This is a genomic window from Bernardetia sp. ABR2-2B (assembly GCF_037126435.1).
In the GTDB taxonomy this organism is placed as follows: Bacteria; Bacteroidota; Bacteroidia; order Cytophagales; family Bernardetiaceae; genus Bernardetia.
Window position 1 is genome coordinate 1,575,155 of the sequence record NZ_CP147020.1, and the last position, 15,402, is coordinate 1,590,556.

Here is a 15,402-nt window from a genome sequence, read left to right on the forward strand (position 1 = left end):
GAATAAAAAATAGCATTACCTCAATTTGAAGTAATGCCATTTTTTCACAAAGCAATTTCTTTCAAAATTTCATAAAATCGATAACAATCCATAAAAGAATTATATAAAGGAATAGGTGCAATGCGAATCACATTAGGTTCTCTCCAATCTGAAATAACTCCTTTCTGAGTTAGGATTTCGTGATACTTTTTACCTTCTTTATCAAAAACCAAAGACAACTGACAACCTCTTTCAGATTTATTTTTTGGTGTAATGATTTGAATTTGAATTTTTGATTGTTCTTTATTAAAACTTTCTACCAAAAACTCCATATATGCTGTTAACTGTTCACTTTTTTCTCTTAGGTTTTCAAAACCTGCTTCTTCAAAAATATCTAAAGAGGCTTTGTGTGCAGCCATCGGCAAAATCTGTGCATTACTTAGTTGCCAACCTTCTGCACCACGCATCGGAATAAATCCTTTTTTCATTTTAAAACGGTCTTTCTCATCGTGTCCCCACCAACCTGCAAATCGTGGAAGCGAATTATCATCAGCATATTTTTCATTTACAAATACACCAGAAGTTCCACCAGCACCAGAATTAAGGTATTTATAACTACACCAAGTCGCAAAATCTACTTTCCAATCATGAAGTTTTAAAGGTACATTTCCTGCTGCATGTGCCAAATCAAATCCTGCTGTTGCACCGATTTTGTGAGCTGCTGCTGTAATTTTTTCTACGTCAAAAAATTGTCCTGTATAGTAATTTACGCCACCAAACATAACCAAAGCTAGTTCATCGCCAAGTTCTTCTATTTTCTTTGTTATATCTTCTGTTCTTAGCGTTTCCTCGCCCTCTCTAGGAATCATTTCAACAATAGCTTCATCTGGCAAAAGTTTGTGAAACTTAACTTGAGATTCGACAGCATATTGGTCAGAAGGAAAAGCTCCTCCTTCCATCAATATTTTGAAACGTTTTTGAGTAGGTCGATAAAATGAAACCATTAATAGATGTAAATTGACTGTCAAATTATTCATTACTACTACTTCAATAGGCTTTGCACCTACAATTTTGGCTGTCTGATTTGTAAGTAATTTATGATAGGAGAGCCACGGATTTTTTCCATGAAAATGTCCTTCTACACCTAAGTTTTTCCAGTCTTCTAACTCTTGTTCAATATAGGCTTTTGTAGTTTTGGGTTGAAGCCCTAAAGAGTTTCCACAAAAATAAATTACTTCTTCTTTGCTAGAATTAATATTTTTTGAGACAGAACTCAACGTAGGAATCCAAAATTTTTCTCTAAAATGAGCTAAGGAATCAGTTGCATCTAACTTTAGTGCGAAGTCTTTGGTAGTTTTGTGGTTCATCTTTCGTAATTATTTTATAAAATTATTGTAGCAAATATTTTATCGATTAATCAAAAATAAATTACTTATAAAGAAGGCAAAGTTGATAATTGAAGTAACAATTCCAAGTAAAGGAAGATTTGTTTCTAATGCCTTATTTGCTTTAAGAGGTTCTACGTAGATTATATCCCCTGGTTGTACATAAAAAAGAGGAGACATAATAATATCATCTTGTGTAAGATCTATGTAATAACTTTCTAGTACATCTCCTTTTCTTCTCATAATTCTTACTTTTTCTCTATTTGCTGTAATCAAAGGTTCACCTGAAAGAGCTATTACATCTAAAATGGTAGTCATACGCATGTTATAAATTGTAACTTGCCCTGGTGCAGCTACTTCTCCAAGCATAGTAACTTGAAAAGTAAGCAGCTGTATTCTAACTATTACTTCTGTAAAACGCTCTTCTACAGCAGCCTTAATTTTACTAGCAGCCTCTTCAACTGTCAGACCAGCTACCTGCAAACTTCCGACTAAAGGAACTTGTACGTAACCACTATCACTAATCGTATAACCAGTAAGAAGAACATTTCCACCTCCTCCACCTTGCTGTGCTTGTCCTCCTCCTACCGTAACTGTAGCTGCTCCTGTACCTAAATCATATTTTGAAGGCGTCATATTTTGTACATTAATACCCAAAATATCATAGGCTTGTAACTTATAAGACGTAAAGTTCAAGGAATAACTTGAAGGAGTAGTGCTTCCTACATTTGGTTTTTTTTGTGGCTTACCTTTTAGATAAATTAGATTATTGGTGGGAATACAACTAGAAAAACTTATAATGAGCAAGAAGAGTAAAAGTAATTTACTGTAAGTAGTATATTTCATAATAGCATTTAATAATAAAATAACCTTCAATTCTGCTTTTTTATCAGATTTGAAGGTAGGATAAAATGTAAGTTGGTGTTTATGACTATCTTTCTCTAGTTTACGCTTCCACTTCATTGCTAACATATGAATTAGAAGCAGCACAAACAAGCTCTAATTTTTCTTGTGTAATACCATGAAAATACTGAGGTATTTTTGATAAAGGTTTCATAAAACGAGTATAGAACTTAGGTTGCAAATCATTTATTTTCCACGCTTTATAATCTTCTATGTTTGCCATCAAACGGTTTCTCAAACTACTATTACTTTTTCCTCCTGTACGCATACTAGCCATTACCATAGGTAGATAAGTAGCCGAAATTTTGTTTTTTAAGAGCATACGTAAAGTAAGTTCATAGTCAGCAGCACTTTTGAAACGAGTATCATACACGCCATATTTTTGATAACATTCTTTCTTTATAAACAAAGCAGGATGTGGTGGCATCCAACCCTTATAAAAGCTCTCACAATCAAACTCTCCAGACTGCCAGTAACGAATTACTTTTTGCGTATTATCTTTATCTACATAAAGTAAATCACCATATACAGCATCTGTCTTTTTTTCTTCAAAGGCTTTGACAAAAGAAGAAACTACTTGATTGTTGGGATAAAAATCATCAGAGTGGAGTAATCCTATAATATCTCCACTACACATACGAATTCCTTTGTTGATAGCATCATAAAGCCCTTCATCTTTTTCTGAAATAACACGAGTAATACGGTTTTGATACATGCGTATCAACTCAGTAGTTCCATCTGTTGAGGCTCCATCAACAAGAATATATTCTAAATCAGGATAATCTTGATTCAAAACAGATTCAATAGCATCTGCTACCATTGATACGTTGTTATAAACTACAGTTACAATGGAAACTTTCAATTTTTTTTTAGGTTAAGTTAAATGTCTAGTTGTTCAGATTCTATTTATTTATATAAAAATACGTTTTATATAGATGAAGTAATTTTTATTAATTTAGGTAGAAATACCTACACTAAATTTTAAAAAAAATATAATTACTCCTCTTTAGAATCTTTGACACAAAATTGCGAATTTTTATACAAAAATCAACTATTATATAAATATTTTTTTTCTAGCTTACTATTAATTAAACAATTCAAATAATAAATTGAAATATATTAATACTTTTGCCTTTTCAATTAATCTAGCCTTGTTCTGTTTTCAAAAACAAAAAAGTCTTACTCTATTTAGAATAAGACTTTTAAAGTTAGTAGCTAGAATTATTTGTATTATGAATTTGCCATTGCTTTAGGCGCACCAGCCATAATTTCATCGTTTGCAAACTCTGCATATTTTTCAAAGTTAGTTACAAATGCAGTAGCTAATTTATTTGCAGTTGTATCATATTCAGATTTATTCTCCCACGTATTTTTAGGATTCAAAATTTCAGTAGGAACATTTGGACATTCAGCAGGAATCTTAACACCAAAAACTGGTTGTTCTTCAAACTTCACATCATTGAGTTTTCCTTCTAAAGCAGCCGTAATCATAGCACGAGTGTAAGAAAGTTTCATTCTTGAACCCACACCATAACTACCACCAGACCATCCAGTATTGATAAGCCAAACATTTACATTTGATTCTTCCATTTTTTTACCTAGCATTTCAGCATACTTTGTAGGATGCAATGGCAAGAACGCAGCACCAAAACAAGCTGAGAAAGTACGTTGAGGCTCTGTGATTCCCACTTCTGTACCTGCAACTTTGGCAGTATAACCCGAAATAAAGTGATACATCGCTTGTCCTTTTTCTAGCTTAGAAATTGGAGGTAAAACACCATAGGCATCACAAGTAAGAAAGAAAATATTTTTAGGAACACCACCAACAGAAGGCTCAACAGCATTATCAATATGATAAATTGGATAAGCAACACGAGTATTTTCAGTAACCGAAGAATTGAGATAATCTACTTTTCTAGTACCTTCATGAAAACGAGTATTTTCTAATAATGCACCAAACTTAACAGCATTAAAAATTTGTGGTTCTTTTTCTTCTGTAAGGTCAATTACTTTTGCATAACAACCCCCTTCAAAATTAAAAACTGAATCAGAAGTCCAGCCATGTTCGTCATCTCCGATAAGTGGACGGTTAGGGTCTGCCGAAAGTGTTGTTTTACCTGTTCCTGAAAGACCAAAGAAAATAGCTGTATCGCCTTCTTGTCCAATATTTGCCGAACAGTGCATTGATAATACTTTGTGTTTGTGAGGAAGCATATAATTCAAGACAGAGAAAATTCCTTTTTTCATTTCGCCTGTATAACCTGTTCCACCAATCAAAATCATTTTTTTAGTAAAATTGATAATAGCAAAATTAGCCTGACGAGTACCATCTACTTCTGGGTCTGCCATATATTCAGGTACTTGAAGAATCGTAAAAGTAGGGTCAAAAGATTCAAATTCTGTTTGTTCTGGACGAATAAACATATTATGACAAAAAAGATTCGAACATGCATTCGTATTAATAACACGAAGTTTGAGTTGATAATTTTTGTCTGCACCAGCATATGCATCACGTACATAAAGGTCTTTATTTTCTAAAGAAGCAATCATTTTTTCCATGAGTGCATCAAATTTTTCTGGAGAAAAGGCAATATTTACATCTCCCCACCATACTGAATTTTCAGTTTCGGCATCTTTTACAATAAATCTATCTTTAGGAGAGCGACCTGTAAATTTGCCTGTATCAAACATTAAAGCTCCTTTATCGTTCAAAACACCTTCTTTTCTTTCTAGTGCATGTTCGACAAGCTCTGCTGCTGGCAAGTTCCAATATACATTTGCTGCCTTTTTTATTCCTAGCTCCTCAATTCCTGATTGGTTAGACTTGACTCCGTGTTGTTGCATAATATAAATGTCAGTGTATTAAATTGATAAAATCAAAAAAACCAATCCGTTTTCATACCTAATGAAAAACAAATTGGCAAAATATCTAAAATGAGTATATAAATTTAGTAGAAGTAATTTTTCTATTTTCTTTAGTTAAGTTAGTGAAAAGCAGAACAAAAGACAAAAGAAGGCTGCATTTTTCAGCACTCAAAAATATTCCCTTATTAATTTTGGATAGAAGAAGAATCAAATCAAAAGAATTAGTTTTTTGAGATGATTTTTCAAATATTTTTTTTAATAAGTTTGACTGTGTTTTTAAAAAAAAATGCTTCAAAAGCAATAGACGCATAAGCAGTTAGTTGCTAGTATTGATAAACAAAAATACAAAATTAATTGCTACAAAATCTAAATTGTAATTATTGCACACAAAGGTACAATTATTTTGTGATGTAGCGCAAAATTCACACCGAAAAATTGAAATAAAATAGGCTTAATCGTGTTTAAGAAAGGTTACCCTTGGCTTATTGATAAATCAGCTTTTTATTATAAAAAGAAATATGATGGAAATTAAAAAAAATACCCTTATATCACACAGTGAAAAATTTTAATTATTTAACAAATCAATTATAGCTGTATGATATTTTATCGCAAAAACGCTTTTTTTATTTCTATGTTTGTTATTTGTGTTTCTTTAGTAACGTATAGTTGCACTTCAAAAGACACTTCGCAAAGTCAAGAAGCAAAAGAAGAAGTAACAGAAAACAAAGCAGAGGAGGTAACAGAAACTCCACACAATGAAGTGATAACAGAGAAAATTCTTGTAGAACACCTCAATTTAGTAGATAGTTTGGCTGTTAAGGGCTACGATGTAGTTTCTTATTTTACAGAGGAAAAGCCTCAAGAAGGAAAAGAAACTATTACGACAACTCATTTGGGGGCAACGTATAGGTTTGCAACAGAAGAAAACCGAGATTTATTTATCGAAAGCCCTGAAAAATATATTCCTCTATATGGTGGCTGGTGTTCGTATGCAATGGGAGCAAAAAATGAAAAAGTACCTATGGACCCTCAAAACTACAAGATTGTAGATGGAGACCTTCACCTTTTTTATAAAGATTTAGTTACAGATACACAAGTACCTTGGAACGAAGACGAAAAAAATATAAAGCAAAAAGCAAATGAAAACTGGAGTAATATGGTAAGTAATTAAGTTTTGGTATAAAAGTCAAAACCTTCTATGCGTACTTTGTGGTACACAGAATATAAAAAACTTCTGTATGCCATGAAGCACGTTTTTTTTATCCCTAAATATAAAATATACTATTTTTAGTAAAAAAAGAGTTATCTATAAAATCTATTATTGTAGCTCACTAATTTTTGAATAATTTTATAAATGATGAAAATCTCTAAAAAATATAACCTTTGTGTATTTCTATTCTTGTTATTTAACTTTCTCATAATAGAAAACTCAAATGCACAAAAACTAACAGAAACCCATTGTAAAAAACATTTTAATTTGGATGATGGAGTAGCTATTGAAGGCTATGATGTAGTTTCTTATTTTGTGGAAGACGAACCTCAAAAAGGTAAAAAATCTATTTCTGCTAAATACTTGGGTGTAATTTATAGATTTGCTACTAAAGAACACAGAGGTTTGTTTGTCAAAAACCCTCAAAAATATATGCCTGAGTATGGTGGCTGGTGTGCGTATGCTATGGGAGCAAAAAATAAAAAAGTAAGTATGGACCCAAAGAACTATAAGATTGTAGATGGAAAGCTCTACCTTTTTTATAAAAATTTCTTTTCAGACACATTGGATGATTGGAATGAAGATGAAGAAAATCTAAAGAGAAAAGCAGACAAAAACTGGTCAGAAGTAAAATAATGCTTTATTTTGTAGCTCAAATACGTTTTACAAGATGAATATTCCCAAGTTTCTCAAAAAGCCGCACCCTTTTATTTTTACTCTAGGAAGCATTCTTGTTCCTAGTCTGATTACTTTTCTAGTAATTTTGGTTTTTGTACCTTTTGGCTTGGTTCAAACTGATGCTTTGAGCCGTTTTAGTTATGCTGTTTTTTTCGGTGTAATGGTAGCTTTTTGTATTTGGGTAGGAGTAAATGGGTTGCAAAAGTTGTTTTCTAATTCTTTCCAAGAAGAAAACTGGACAATAGGCAAAGAAATAAGTTTAGTCTTTACAATTCTAACACTTATTGTTTTTGTAGTCTTTTTAATTTTTGCTGCCTTGAATAGTTTTGAGAATTTATGGCTTTTGTTTCAATCTATTTTTATCAGAACGTTACTCATTTCATTTTTTCCAATTCTTATAATGATTTTATACGAACAGTATCATCATCAAAAACTAAAATGGAAAGAAGCACAATCACTCAACCAAACCCTTCAAAAAAAGCAAATTGAGTTACAAGAAAAACAAGCTAAATTCAAAACAGAATTTGAAAATCAACTTCAAAGTCAGATTCAAGAACAAGTCAAAGCAAAAGTTGAGGAAATAGAAAGTACACTCTTACCCAAAAAAGTAGTTTTAGAAGCCGAAAATGGTAAAGTTGCGCTACAACTTGAGCCTAATGAAATTCTGTATCTTCAATCAGAAGGAAATTATATTGAAGTTTTTTATAAATCTGAAAATAAAATTCAAAAAGAATTAATCCGAAATAGCCTAAAAAAACTAGAAGGTCATTTACCTCAAGATACTTTTTTTAGGTGTCATAAAAGTTATATCATCAATCTTTCAAAAGTTCAGAAAGTAGAAGGAAATGCACGAAACTTAGAGCTAATTTTGGAAAAAACAGAAAATAAGATTCCTGTTTCTCGTTCAAAATCACAACAGCTATCTGAGCTTTTAAAGACTAAGTCAGCGTAGTTATTCCATTTTATCCCAAACACTGCCATTTCTTACCAAAACAGTGATAAAACTGTGCTGGGTCATATTTAAACCTTCATATTTGTACTAAATACTTTTTTAAATTTAATTCAATTAGTACAACCAACTATGAAACGAATAATATTTTTACCTCTCATTTTCTCCTTCTTTTTTATGAACTACCTGTTTGCACAATCTTCTGAAAAGGAAAAACAACTCACTAGCTTCATTGAGAAAATCCAAACAGAACTAGAAATGATTCCTGCTATTAGTGTGGCAGTTGCTCATAACGAAACGCTTTTCGCTTATACAGCAGGTTATACGAATATAGACACAAAGCAAAAAGCAACTAATTCTATTGGTTTTTATATTGCCTCTACCACTAAGTCTTTTGTCGGACTTTTAGCTTCTATTTTGGAATATGAAGGAAAAATTGACCTCCAAAAACAAATCACAGAATACAAACCGTTTAGTAATTTCACAGAAAAAGCAAAGTTTGAAGGAATTACGATTAATGATTTGTTATCGCACCAAATTGGAGTTGATAATGAATATGTATCTATGCGTTTGGCTTACACAGGCGAATATACAGAGGAAGATATTTTGAGAATTATAGACCAAGAAAGTGAAGCCTTAGAAACTGGAAAGCAGTTTATGTATTCTAATTATGGCTATTATCTTTTTTCAATGATTTTGAAGGCTGAACTGGGAAAAACGTGGCAAGACTTGATTCAAGAAAAGGTTTTTAAGCCTTTAGAAATGAAAAACACATCTGCAAAAGTTTCTGATTTTGATGAAAATAAATTAGCCAAACCTCATCATAGTACCTTTGGAAAAGAGATTCAGAAATCAGATTTTTTCAAGATAGATAAAACCATGCACGCAGCAGGAGGAATAATTACTTCGGCAGAAGACATGGCAAAATTCCTAGAATTTCAAATTAATAAAGGCAATCTCAATGGTAAAACTATTTATCCAATCGCAGTTGTGGAAAAAAACCAAGAAAAGTTAGTTTCTGCTGCTCATGAATATATAAATGTTTTTGAGGGAAATGGTTATGCTAGAGGTTGGAGAATTGGAGAGTTTGAAGGAAGGAAGGTAGTTTATCATTTTGGAGGGTATCACGGTTTTACTTCTCATCTTTCTTTCTTAGAAAATGAAAAAATAGGTGTTAGTGTAAGTATTAATCATTCATTAGGATTGGATATTGGAAATCTGATTGCTAAGTATGCCTACTATTTACATTTAGGAGATGAAAAAGCAGTCAAAAAGCTAGAGAAAAAAGGCATCAAATCACTACAAAAGAAATTCAAACGCTATAACAAATCAGAAGTAAAATATGCCGAAAAACTTGCCAAACGTGAGTGGATGTTATCGCTTCCTAAAGAACAGTATATAGGCAGTTACAAAAATAAAAATATTGGAACAGTAAAAGTGAGTTATGAAGACGGAAAACTTCTGTTTACTACTGGAAATGTAAAAACCATAGCAACAGCGTATGAGCTAGAAGAATGTATGCGAATCGAACTTGCCCCTGGAAATGGCATCGTGATTCGTTTTCAAATTAAAGACGGAAAGCCAGTTAGTTTTTCTTTTGGGGAAGACGTTTTTATTAAAAAATAAGTCAATTTAAAACAGTCTTAAACGTGAAAATTTAAGGCTGTTTTTTTTGAAAAACAAAATCTACTCCCACTTATACCAAACTCTGCCAGTTCCTACCAAAACACCTCTAAAGGCATAGAAATCATAGATTTTATGTAGAGTTTTGCCGTATCAGTTATTGAAAAAGTAAATCTATTAACCTATTTTTTTATTACTATGCAAACGAAAAATTATCGTCTAATCATTTGTTTTTTACTCTTGAGTAGTTTGTTTTTTATCCACTTCTCAAGTTCTGCTCAAGTCTATACAGAAAAAAAAACAAGACATCGTTTTGCTCAAACTTATTTTGGTTTGAGTACGAAGATTACACCTATTTCTGGAAGTTTGGTATGGCAAAATCAAGAACAAAAATTTCCGATGGCTATTATGCCACATCTTAATCTTGGTGGACTTCATTTTTGGGGAAAACTAGACTTCAATATGACACTTCCTTTAATTAACTTAGGAAGTCGTAAACTACAAAATGATGGAGAGGTAGAGTATCGTTCGGCAGGAAGTTTAAGTGTAAGATATTACCCTTGGCGAATGGAGTTTAAAAAATTACGTCCTTATGCTGGAGTATTCTTAGACTTTTCCACCTTGACTTTGGGAAACGATACACAAAGTAAACGCTATGATAGCTTTATTATGCCTATACCCGTAGGAGGAGTTTCGTTTGCTTTTAAAAACTGGCAAATCAATGCTGAAACTACATTTTTGTTGAATAATGAAAAGATATTTTATAGTTCAGAAATACAAGCAAACACCTTTAAACTTCCTAGAACATCTTTTTCTTTAGGTGTAGTAAGATATTTTGATTTTACATTAAAAGAAGAAAAACCAAAAGAATTAGGCAAAACAGCAAAAATTACAGCAGCATTAGCAGCTAAACGAAAACTCAATAGTTTTTCAATAGGCTTTGCTCCGAGTGCCTCCTTTTTTATAAAATCACCTCAATTTTCAGAAGAATTAGAATCTTTACCCTTACACAAATCAAGTTTTAATTTTGATATTGGAGTAGGCTATTTTTTCTATAAAGCGAAGTTGCATACAGGGTTTAGCTATCGCAATTATTCCTCAAAATCTATTAGTTATAGTTTGGAGCATATTGTTAGAAGACAATCCATAGCCTTCGAAGCCTATAAATTTTTGTTTGATTACAATGGATTTGTTCCTTTCATTGGTGCAAGTATCAGTTCTGAAAAATGGGCTACTGGACTTTTCAGAAATGACACACAACAAGGCGAAATAGTAAGAACAGAAATGATTTCCCCCGGAATTATCTTCGGTTGGGACATTGTACCTTCGCCTTTAGACACTTGGGTTTTGCGTACTAATCTGCGCTATTATCCATTTCAAGAAATCAATGATATAGATGGAAAAAAATCAAGAGTTGATCAGTTTGAATTTAATTTTATTCAGTTTGTCATCTATCCCAATCGCATTATCAATTTTAGAAAAGCTAAAAAAGGATTTTATAAAAATTAATCAGAATATAATTTAAAAACACTTTATAAAAAATGAAAAATCAAGCTCAATATTTAGTTCTACTCATTGCCTCAATTTTTACTTTAATAAGTTGCAATAAAAAAATCACAAAAGAATCCATAAGTGCAGATTTGGTCATCAGAAATGTCAATATCATAAATGTAGAAACAGGAGAAATAGATTATTATCAAGACCTCGTAATTACAAAAAATAAAATACAGTCAATTTTTCCCTATAATAAAAATCTAAAATACAAAGCTGAAAAAATCATTGATGGTTCTGATAAATATCTCATTTCGGGGTTGTGGGACATGCACACACATTTGTCTATGATTGGAGAAGAATCAATACCTTTATTTATATTGAATGGTGTTACAGGAGTTAGAGATATGGGAGGAAACTGGTCAGATTTGAAAAAATGGAGAGCATTAGAAAATAAACCAAATCAAGATATTTATCCTACCATCAAAACGGCAGGTTATATGTTAGAGTCTCCACGATTTTATGGTCTTTTGAAACAAATTCTTGGAGAAAATTATGTCAAAGATAGGATTCCTATTGCTTCAGAAGAACAGGCAAAGACCGTTGTGGATTCTTTGAGTAAAATAGGAATTGATTTAATAAAAGTTCGTACTGTAAAATCTCCAAAAATATTTGAAGCGATTGCAAGTGCTTGTAAGCAAAACAATATTTCTTTCACAGGACACATTGAACAAAATATAGGAATACAGTTTGCCATCGAAAATGGAATTTCTACCATCGAACATGATGTGTTTATGCAATCTTTAAATATGACTAAAGAAGAGATAGGAAACACACTACAAGTCATACAAGAGGCTGATGTATATTTTACTCCAACAATGTTGGCAACCTATAATTACAGGCTTAGACCAAAAGAAGAGCTAAAGAAACTGACCACAGATACACTTAATAAAAACAATGAGTTTAGAAAATATTTATCACCAAATCTTATCGAAAGTTGGGAGATACAGCTAACAACACAAGCCTTAGAAGCTCCTACCAACTGGGACAGCCTCATTGTGCCTTTGCGCTCATTTGCAAAATCAATAGCAAAAAAAACTACCGTTTTGGCAGGAACAGACGTAGGAGTACCTGCTATTATTCCTGGTCAAGGCTTACACGAAGAGCTGAAAATGCTAGTCCAGCAAATGGGGCTTTCCAACTTACAAGCTCTTCAGGCTGCTACCGTAAATGCTACTCAAAATTTAGGATTACAAAATGAATATGGCTTAGTGAAAGTAAATTATCAAGCTGATTTACTTATTCTTAATTCGAACCCCTTAAAGGAAATTACGAATACCTCTGATATATTTTCTATCATAAAAAATGGAAATATTATAGACCAAAATACAGTCAAGGAACGATTGATCAACATTGCTAAAAAGGTTGAAGAGAATACTAAAAACTATCAGCCCAACACATTATATCATCTACAAACTGTCTTAGAAAAAATGCGTAAAGCAGTACAAAAATAAACTTTAAAAACTATGGAAAACTTCGTTCGATATACACTTTCTTTCCACGTTTTGGTGGGAACTATCGCACTTATTACTGGTGCAGTCGCTATTCTTTCTAAGAAAGGCAAAAAGTGGCACAACCAATCAGGCAAAATCTACTTTTGGGCAATGACTTTAGTTTTCATTACTGGAGTCATCGTGGCAGGGTTCAGATTTAATCGCTTCTTATTTTTGATAGCTTTTTTGAGTTATTACAGCGTTTTTTCTGGCGTTCGTGCTTTGAAATTAAAGAAATTACACAAAGACCAAAACCCAAAATGGTACGATTGGGCTGCAGGAGTTACCAATGGAACTGCCAATATTATTTTTATTGGATTGGGTTTGTATTACCTTTTTAGAGAAAATAATAATCTTGCTGGTGCATTGCTTTCTATTGGTTTCGGAATCGGAGGTTTTATGATTTCTTATACTAATCTCAAGTCTTTTATTATTCGTCCTACAAAACCATTTCACTGGTACACAGCACATATCGGCAATATGATGGGAGGTTATATTGCTACTTTTACAGCTTTTTCGGCAACGGTAGTTTCTCGTTTTGATTTGATGAATCCATTTGTAGCCTTTGCTTTACCCCCACTTATTGGCGTTCCTATCTTGATTTATTTTACAAGCCAAGTAGAGAAAAAATTTACAACTTCAGCTAAATAATTTATAACCAAATTTTACTATTAATTTAAAAATCATCTAACAAAAATAAAACAATGAAAAAAACGAATTTATTTACTCTGATTACTTGTCTGACTTTCGCTTTTTTTAGCTGTACGACAGACGAAGAAACCATTACTCCCATTACTTCAAAAGAAGAACTCACTACCTATTTACAAGAGGTTTATGAAGAGTCTGAACTTCCTGCTTTTTCTTTAGCAATTGTGAAGAATGGAGAAATTACTTATCAAAACTCTTTTGGCTATCAAAATATTGAAAGTAGCAACCTATATACTAATAACACATTACAACCTATTGCTTCAATCAGTAAAACAATTTTGGGCGTAGCCACAGTCAAGGCAATAGAATTGGGTTATTTTGATTTGGATACTGACATTAATACAATTTTACCTAATCCAATCACTAACCCTAATAACCCTAATGACATTATCAAAGTTCGTCATTTGGTAACACATACTTCTTCTTTATTAGATGTTTCAGAAGCCTATGTTGATGTTTATTATATTCAAAATGGAGAAAACATAAATACAGAAGGAGCAGCTCTATTGCAAAGCTATATGGGAATAGAACAAAGAAATAAAAAATCTTTGGAAAGCCTGATTTCAAATTATTTTTATCCAAGTGGTTCGAATTATTCTCTTGAAATATTTTCTACTTCAAAAGCTGGAGAAAAGTGGGAATACTCTAATGTAGCTTCCTCTTTGATGGCGTATTTGATTGAAATCAAAGCCAATCAGCCTTATCATCAATTTGTAGAAGAACAGGTCTTTGAACCTTTAGAAATGAATGAAAGTACATATTTTCCATCATTGTCAAATGATAAATTAGCCACCTTATATTTTGATAAAAATACCCCTTTGCCTAAATATGGAAATGATTCTTATCCTGACGGCTCTGTTTTTACTTCCAATGAAGAACTTAGCTTATTTTTATTGGCAATGATAAAAGGTTATCATTTTTCAGAGCCTTCTGTGATTTCATCAGAGGGGTTTGAAAGGTTGTTTGCTCCTCTTCTAGCTAGTGAAAAGCTAATTTTACAGGCTCATGACAATCATGGCGTTTTTTGGGTACATGACAAAAATATTTTACAACATAGTGGAAGCGACCCAGGTACGACTTGTTTACTAGAGTTTTCAAAAGAAAAACCAGAAGGTTTTTTATTACTGACTAATAGTGATGCTTCCGTTGAAGAAACTCAACTAGTTTATAACCAAACAGCTCAAAAAATAAAACAGGCTATCGCTTCTTTTCTAGATAGTGGTCATTAATCACTTTACACAATTTTTTAAATAACCTATTACTTAAACCAAAACTATATTTTTCAATGAAATATATTCTTTCGTTTCTCTTCATTTTTATTATCTTGAATAATATTCAAGCCCAAATAGACACCGTAAATACACAAACCGATGTATTAGAAATCAAGCAACTTCAAGAAAGCAAAAATTCTTATATCGTCTATATTCAAGATTCTATTTATAAATCAAACTTTGAAATTTGGGATAGGACAGTTTCTAAAAATGAAAATACTTATCAACTTCATTGGACAAGACATACCAACGATAAAGATAATTTCCATAAATACCTTATTACTTTTGATGAAAAGTTATGCCCTTTGAGCGAAAAAGTAGTTCATCAAGAACTGAAAAATGAAGAACAGTCTGTCGAAAAAAAGCACTTTATCTATGAAGAAAATAAAATGTATTCAGATAAGGATACTACGATTCACAATACAGAACCTTTTGAAATAGATGATTTAAAACATTCATTCAACTGGGAACTAGATTTAGAAGTTTTGTCTGCATTGCCATTGGAAGAGGATAAACAATTTGCTATCAGCTTTTATCATCCTGCTTCAAAAACACCTCCTAAATATTACAAATATTGGGTAGATAGAAGTGAAGAAATTTCATTGAATAATAAATCAATGGATTGTTGGGTAGTAAAAGTAATTTATTCAGAATATCAATCAAGTGAATTTTGGATTGATAAGTCTACACACCGTGTGCTTCAAATGAAGGAAGGCTTTTTTGGTAAATACCGATTTAAGAAATTGATACTCTAACCTAAGTACATTGACTGAGTTTATAAAAAAGC

13 protein-coding genes are annotated in these 15,402 nt (G+C 32.0%); 9 read left to right on the forward strand and 4 right to left on the reverse strand.

Going from position 1 to position 15,402, the window contains the following annotated elements:
- Positions 1-44: 44 nt before the first annotated feature.
- From kynU to pckA, 4 genes are all read right to left on the reverse strand, one after another.
- Positions 45-1,346: a kynureninase gene (kynU, locus tag WAF17_RS06585; protein ID WP_338767844.1), complete on the reverse strand. Its 1,302-nt coding sequence runs from the start codon at positions 1,344-1,346 to the stop codon at positions 45-47.
- Positions 1,347-1,385: 39 nt separating this feature from the next.
- Positions 1,386-2,327 carry a polysaccharide biosynthesis/export family protein gene (locus tag WAF17_RS06590; protein WP_338767846.1) on the reverse strand — a complete coding sequence of 314 codons (942 nt, stop codon included), beginning with the start codon at positions 2,325-2,327 and terminating at the stop codon, positions 1,386-1,388.
- Positions 2,311-3,129, reverse strand: a complete 819-nt coding sequence (locus WAF17_RS06595) for a glycosyltransferase family 2 protein (RefSeq protein ID WP_338767849.1) — start codon at positions 3,127-3,129, stop codon at positions 2,311-2,313. Before WAF17_RS06595 ends, WAF17_RS06590 begins: the two co-directional genes overlap by 17 nt.
- 368 nt (positions 3,130-3,497) lie before the next feature.
- Positions 3,498-5,111, reverse strand: coding sequence for a phosphoenolpyruvate carboxykinase (ATP) (pckA, locus tag WAF17_RS06600; RefSeq protein ID WP_338767852.1), 1,614 nt, complete (start codon positions 5,109-5,111; stop codon positions 3,498-3,500).
- A 616-nt stretch (positions 5,112-5,727) separates the two neighbouring features.
- Here pckA and WAF17_RS06605 point away from each other — a divergent pair.
- The 9 genes from WAF17_RS06605 (at position 5,728) to WAF17_RS06645 (ending at position 15,370) form a co-directional block, all read left to right on the forward strand.
- Entirely contained in the window at positions 5,728-6,303 is a 576-nt protein-coding gene (locus tag WAF17_RS06605; RefSeq protein ID WP_338767856.1) for a YHS domain-containing (seleno)protein, read from the forward strand.
- Between the two features lie 186 nt (positions 6,304-6,489).
- Positions 6,490-6,978, forward strand: coding sequence for a YHS domain-containing (seleno)protein (locus tag WAF17_RS06610; protein WP_338767859.1), 489 nt, complete (start codon positions 6,490-6,492; stop codon positions 6,976-6,978).
- 34 nt (positions 6,979-7,012) lie between these two features.
- A complete protein-coding gene (locus WAF17_RS06615) occupies positions 7,013-7,972 on the forward strand; it encodes a LytTR family transcriptional regulator DNA-binding domain-containing protein (protein ID WP_338767862.1) in 960 nt (319 codons plus the stop codon).
- Positions 7,973-8,146: 174 nt separating this feature from the next.
- The gene (locus WAF17_RS06620) at positions 8,147-9,595 is read left to right on the forward strand and encodes a serine hydrolase domain-containing protein (protein WP_338767865.1); all 1,449 of its coding nucleotides are present in this window, start codon (positions 8,147-8,149) and stop codon (positions 9,593-9,595) included.
- A gap of 195 nt (positions 9,596-9,790) precedes the next feature.
- Positions 9,791-11,101: a hypothetical protein gene (locus WAF17_RS06625; protein ID WP_338767868.1), complete on the forward strand. Its 1,311-nt coding sequence runs from the start codon at positions 9,791-9,793 to the stop codon at positions 11,099-11,101.
- Between the two features lie 32 nt (positions 11,102-11,133).
- Positions 11,134-12,597, forward strand: coding sequence for an amidohydrolase family protein (locus tag WAF17_RS06630; RefSeq protein ID WP_338767871.1), 1,464 nt, complete (start codon positions 11,134-11,136; stop codon positions 12,595-12,597).
- A 12-nt stretch (positions 12,598-12,609) separates the two neighbouring features.
- Positions 12,610-13,287, forward strand: a complete 678-nt coding sequence (locus tag WAF17_RS06635) for a DUF2306 domain-containing protein (protein WP_338767874.1) — start codon at positions 12,610-12,612, stop codon at positions 13,285-13,287.
- 53 nt (positions 13,288-13,340) lie between these two features.
- Complete coding sequence (locus WAF17_RS06640; RefSeq protein ID WP_338767877.1) at positions 13,341-14,573, forward strand: serine hydrolase domain-containing protein; 1,233 nt, start codon at positions 13,341-13,343, stop codon at positions 14,571-14,573.
- 56 nt (positions 14,574-14,629) lie between these two features.
- Entirely contained in the window at positions 14,630-15,370 is a 741-nt protein-coding gene (locus WAF17_RS06645; RefSeq protein ID WP_338767880.1) for a hypothetical protein, read from the forward strand.
- Positions 15,371-15,402: the final 32 nt, after the last annotated feature.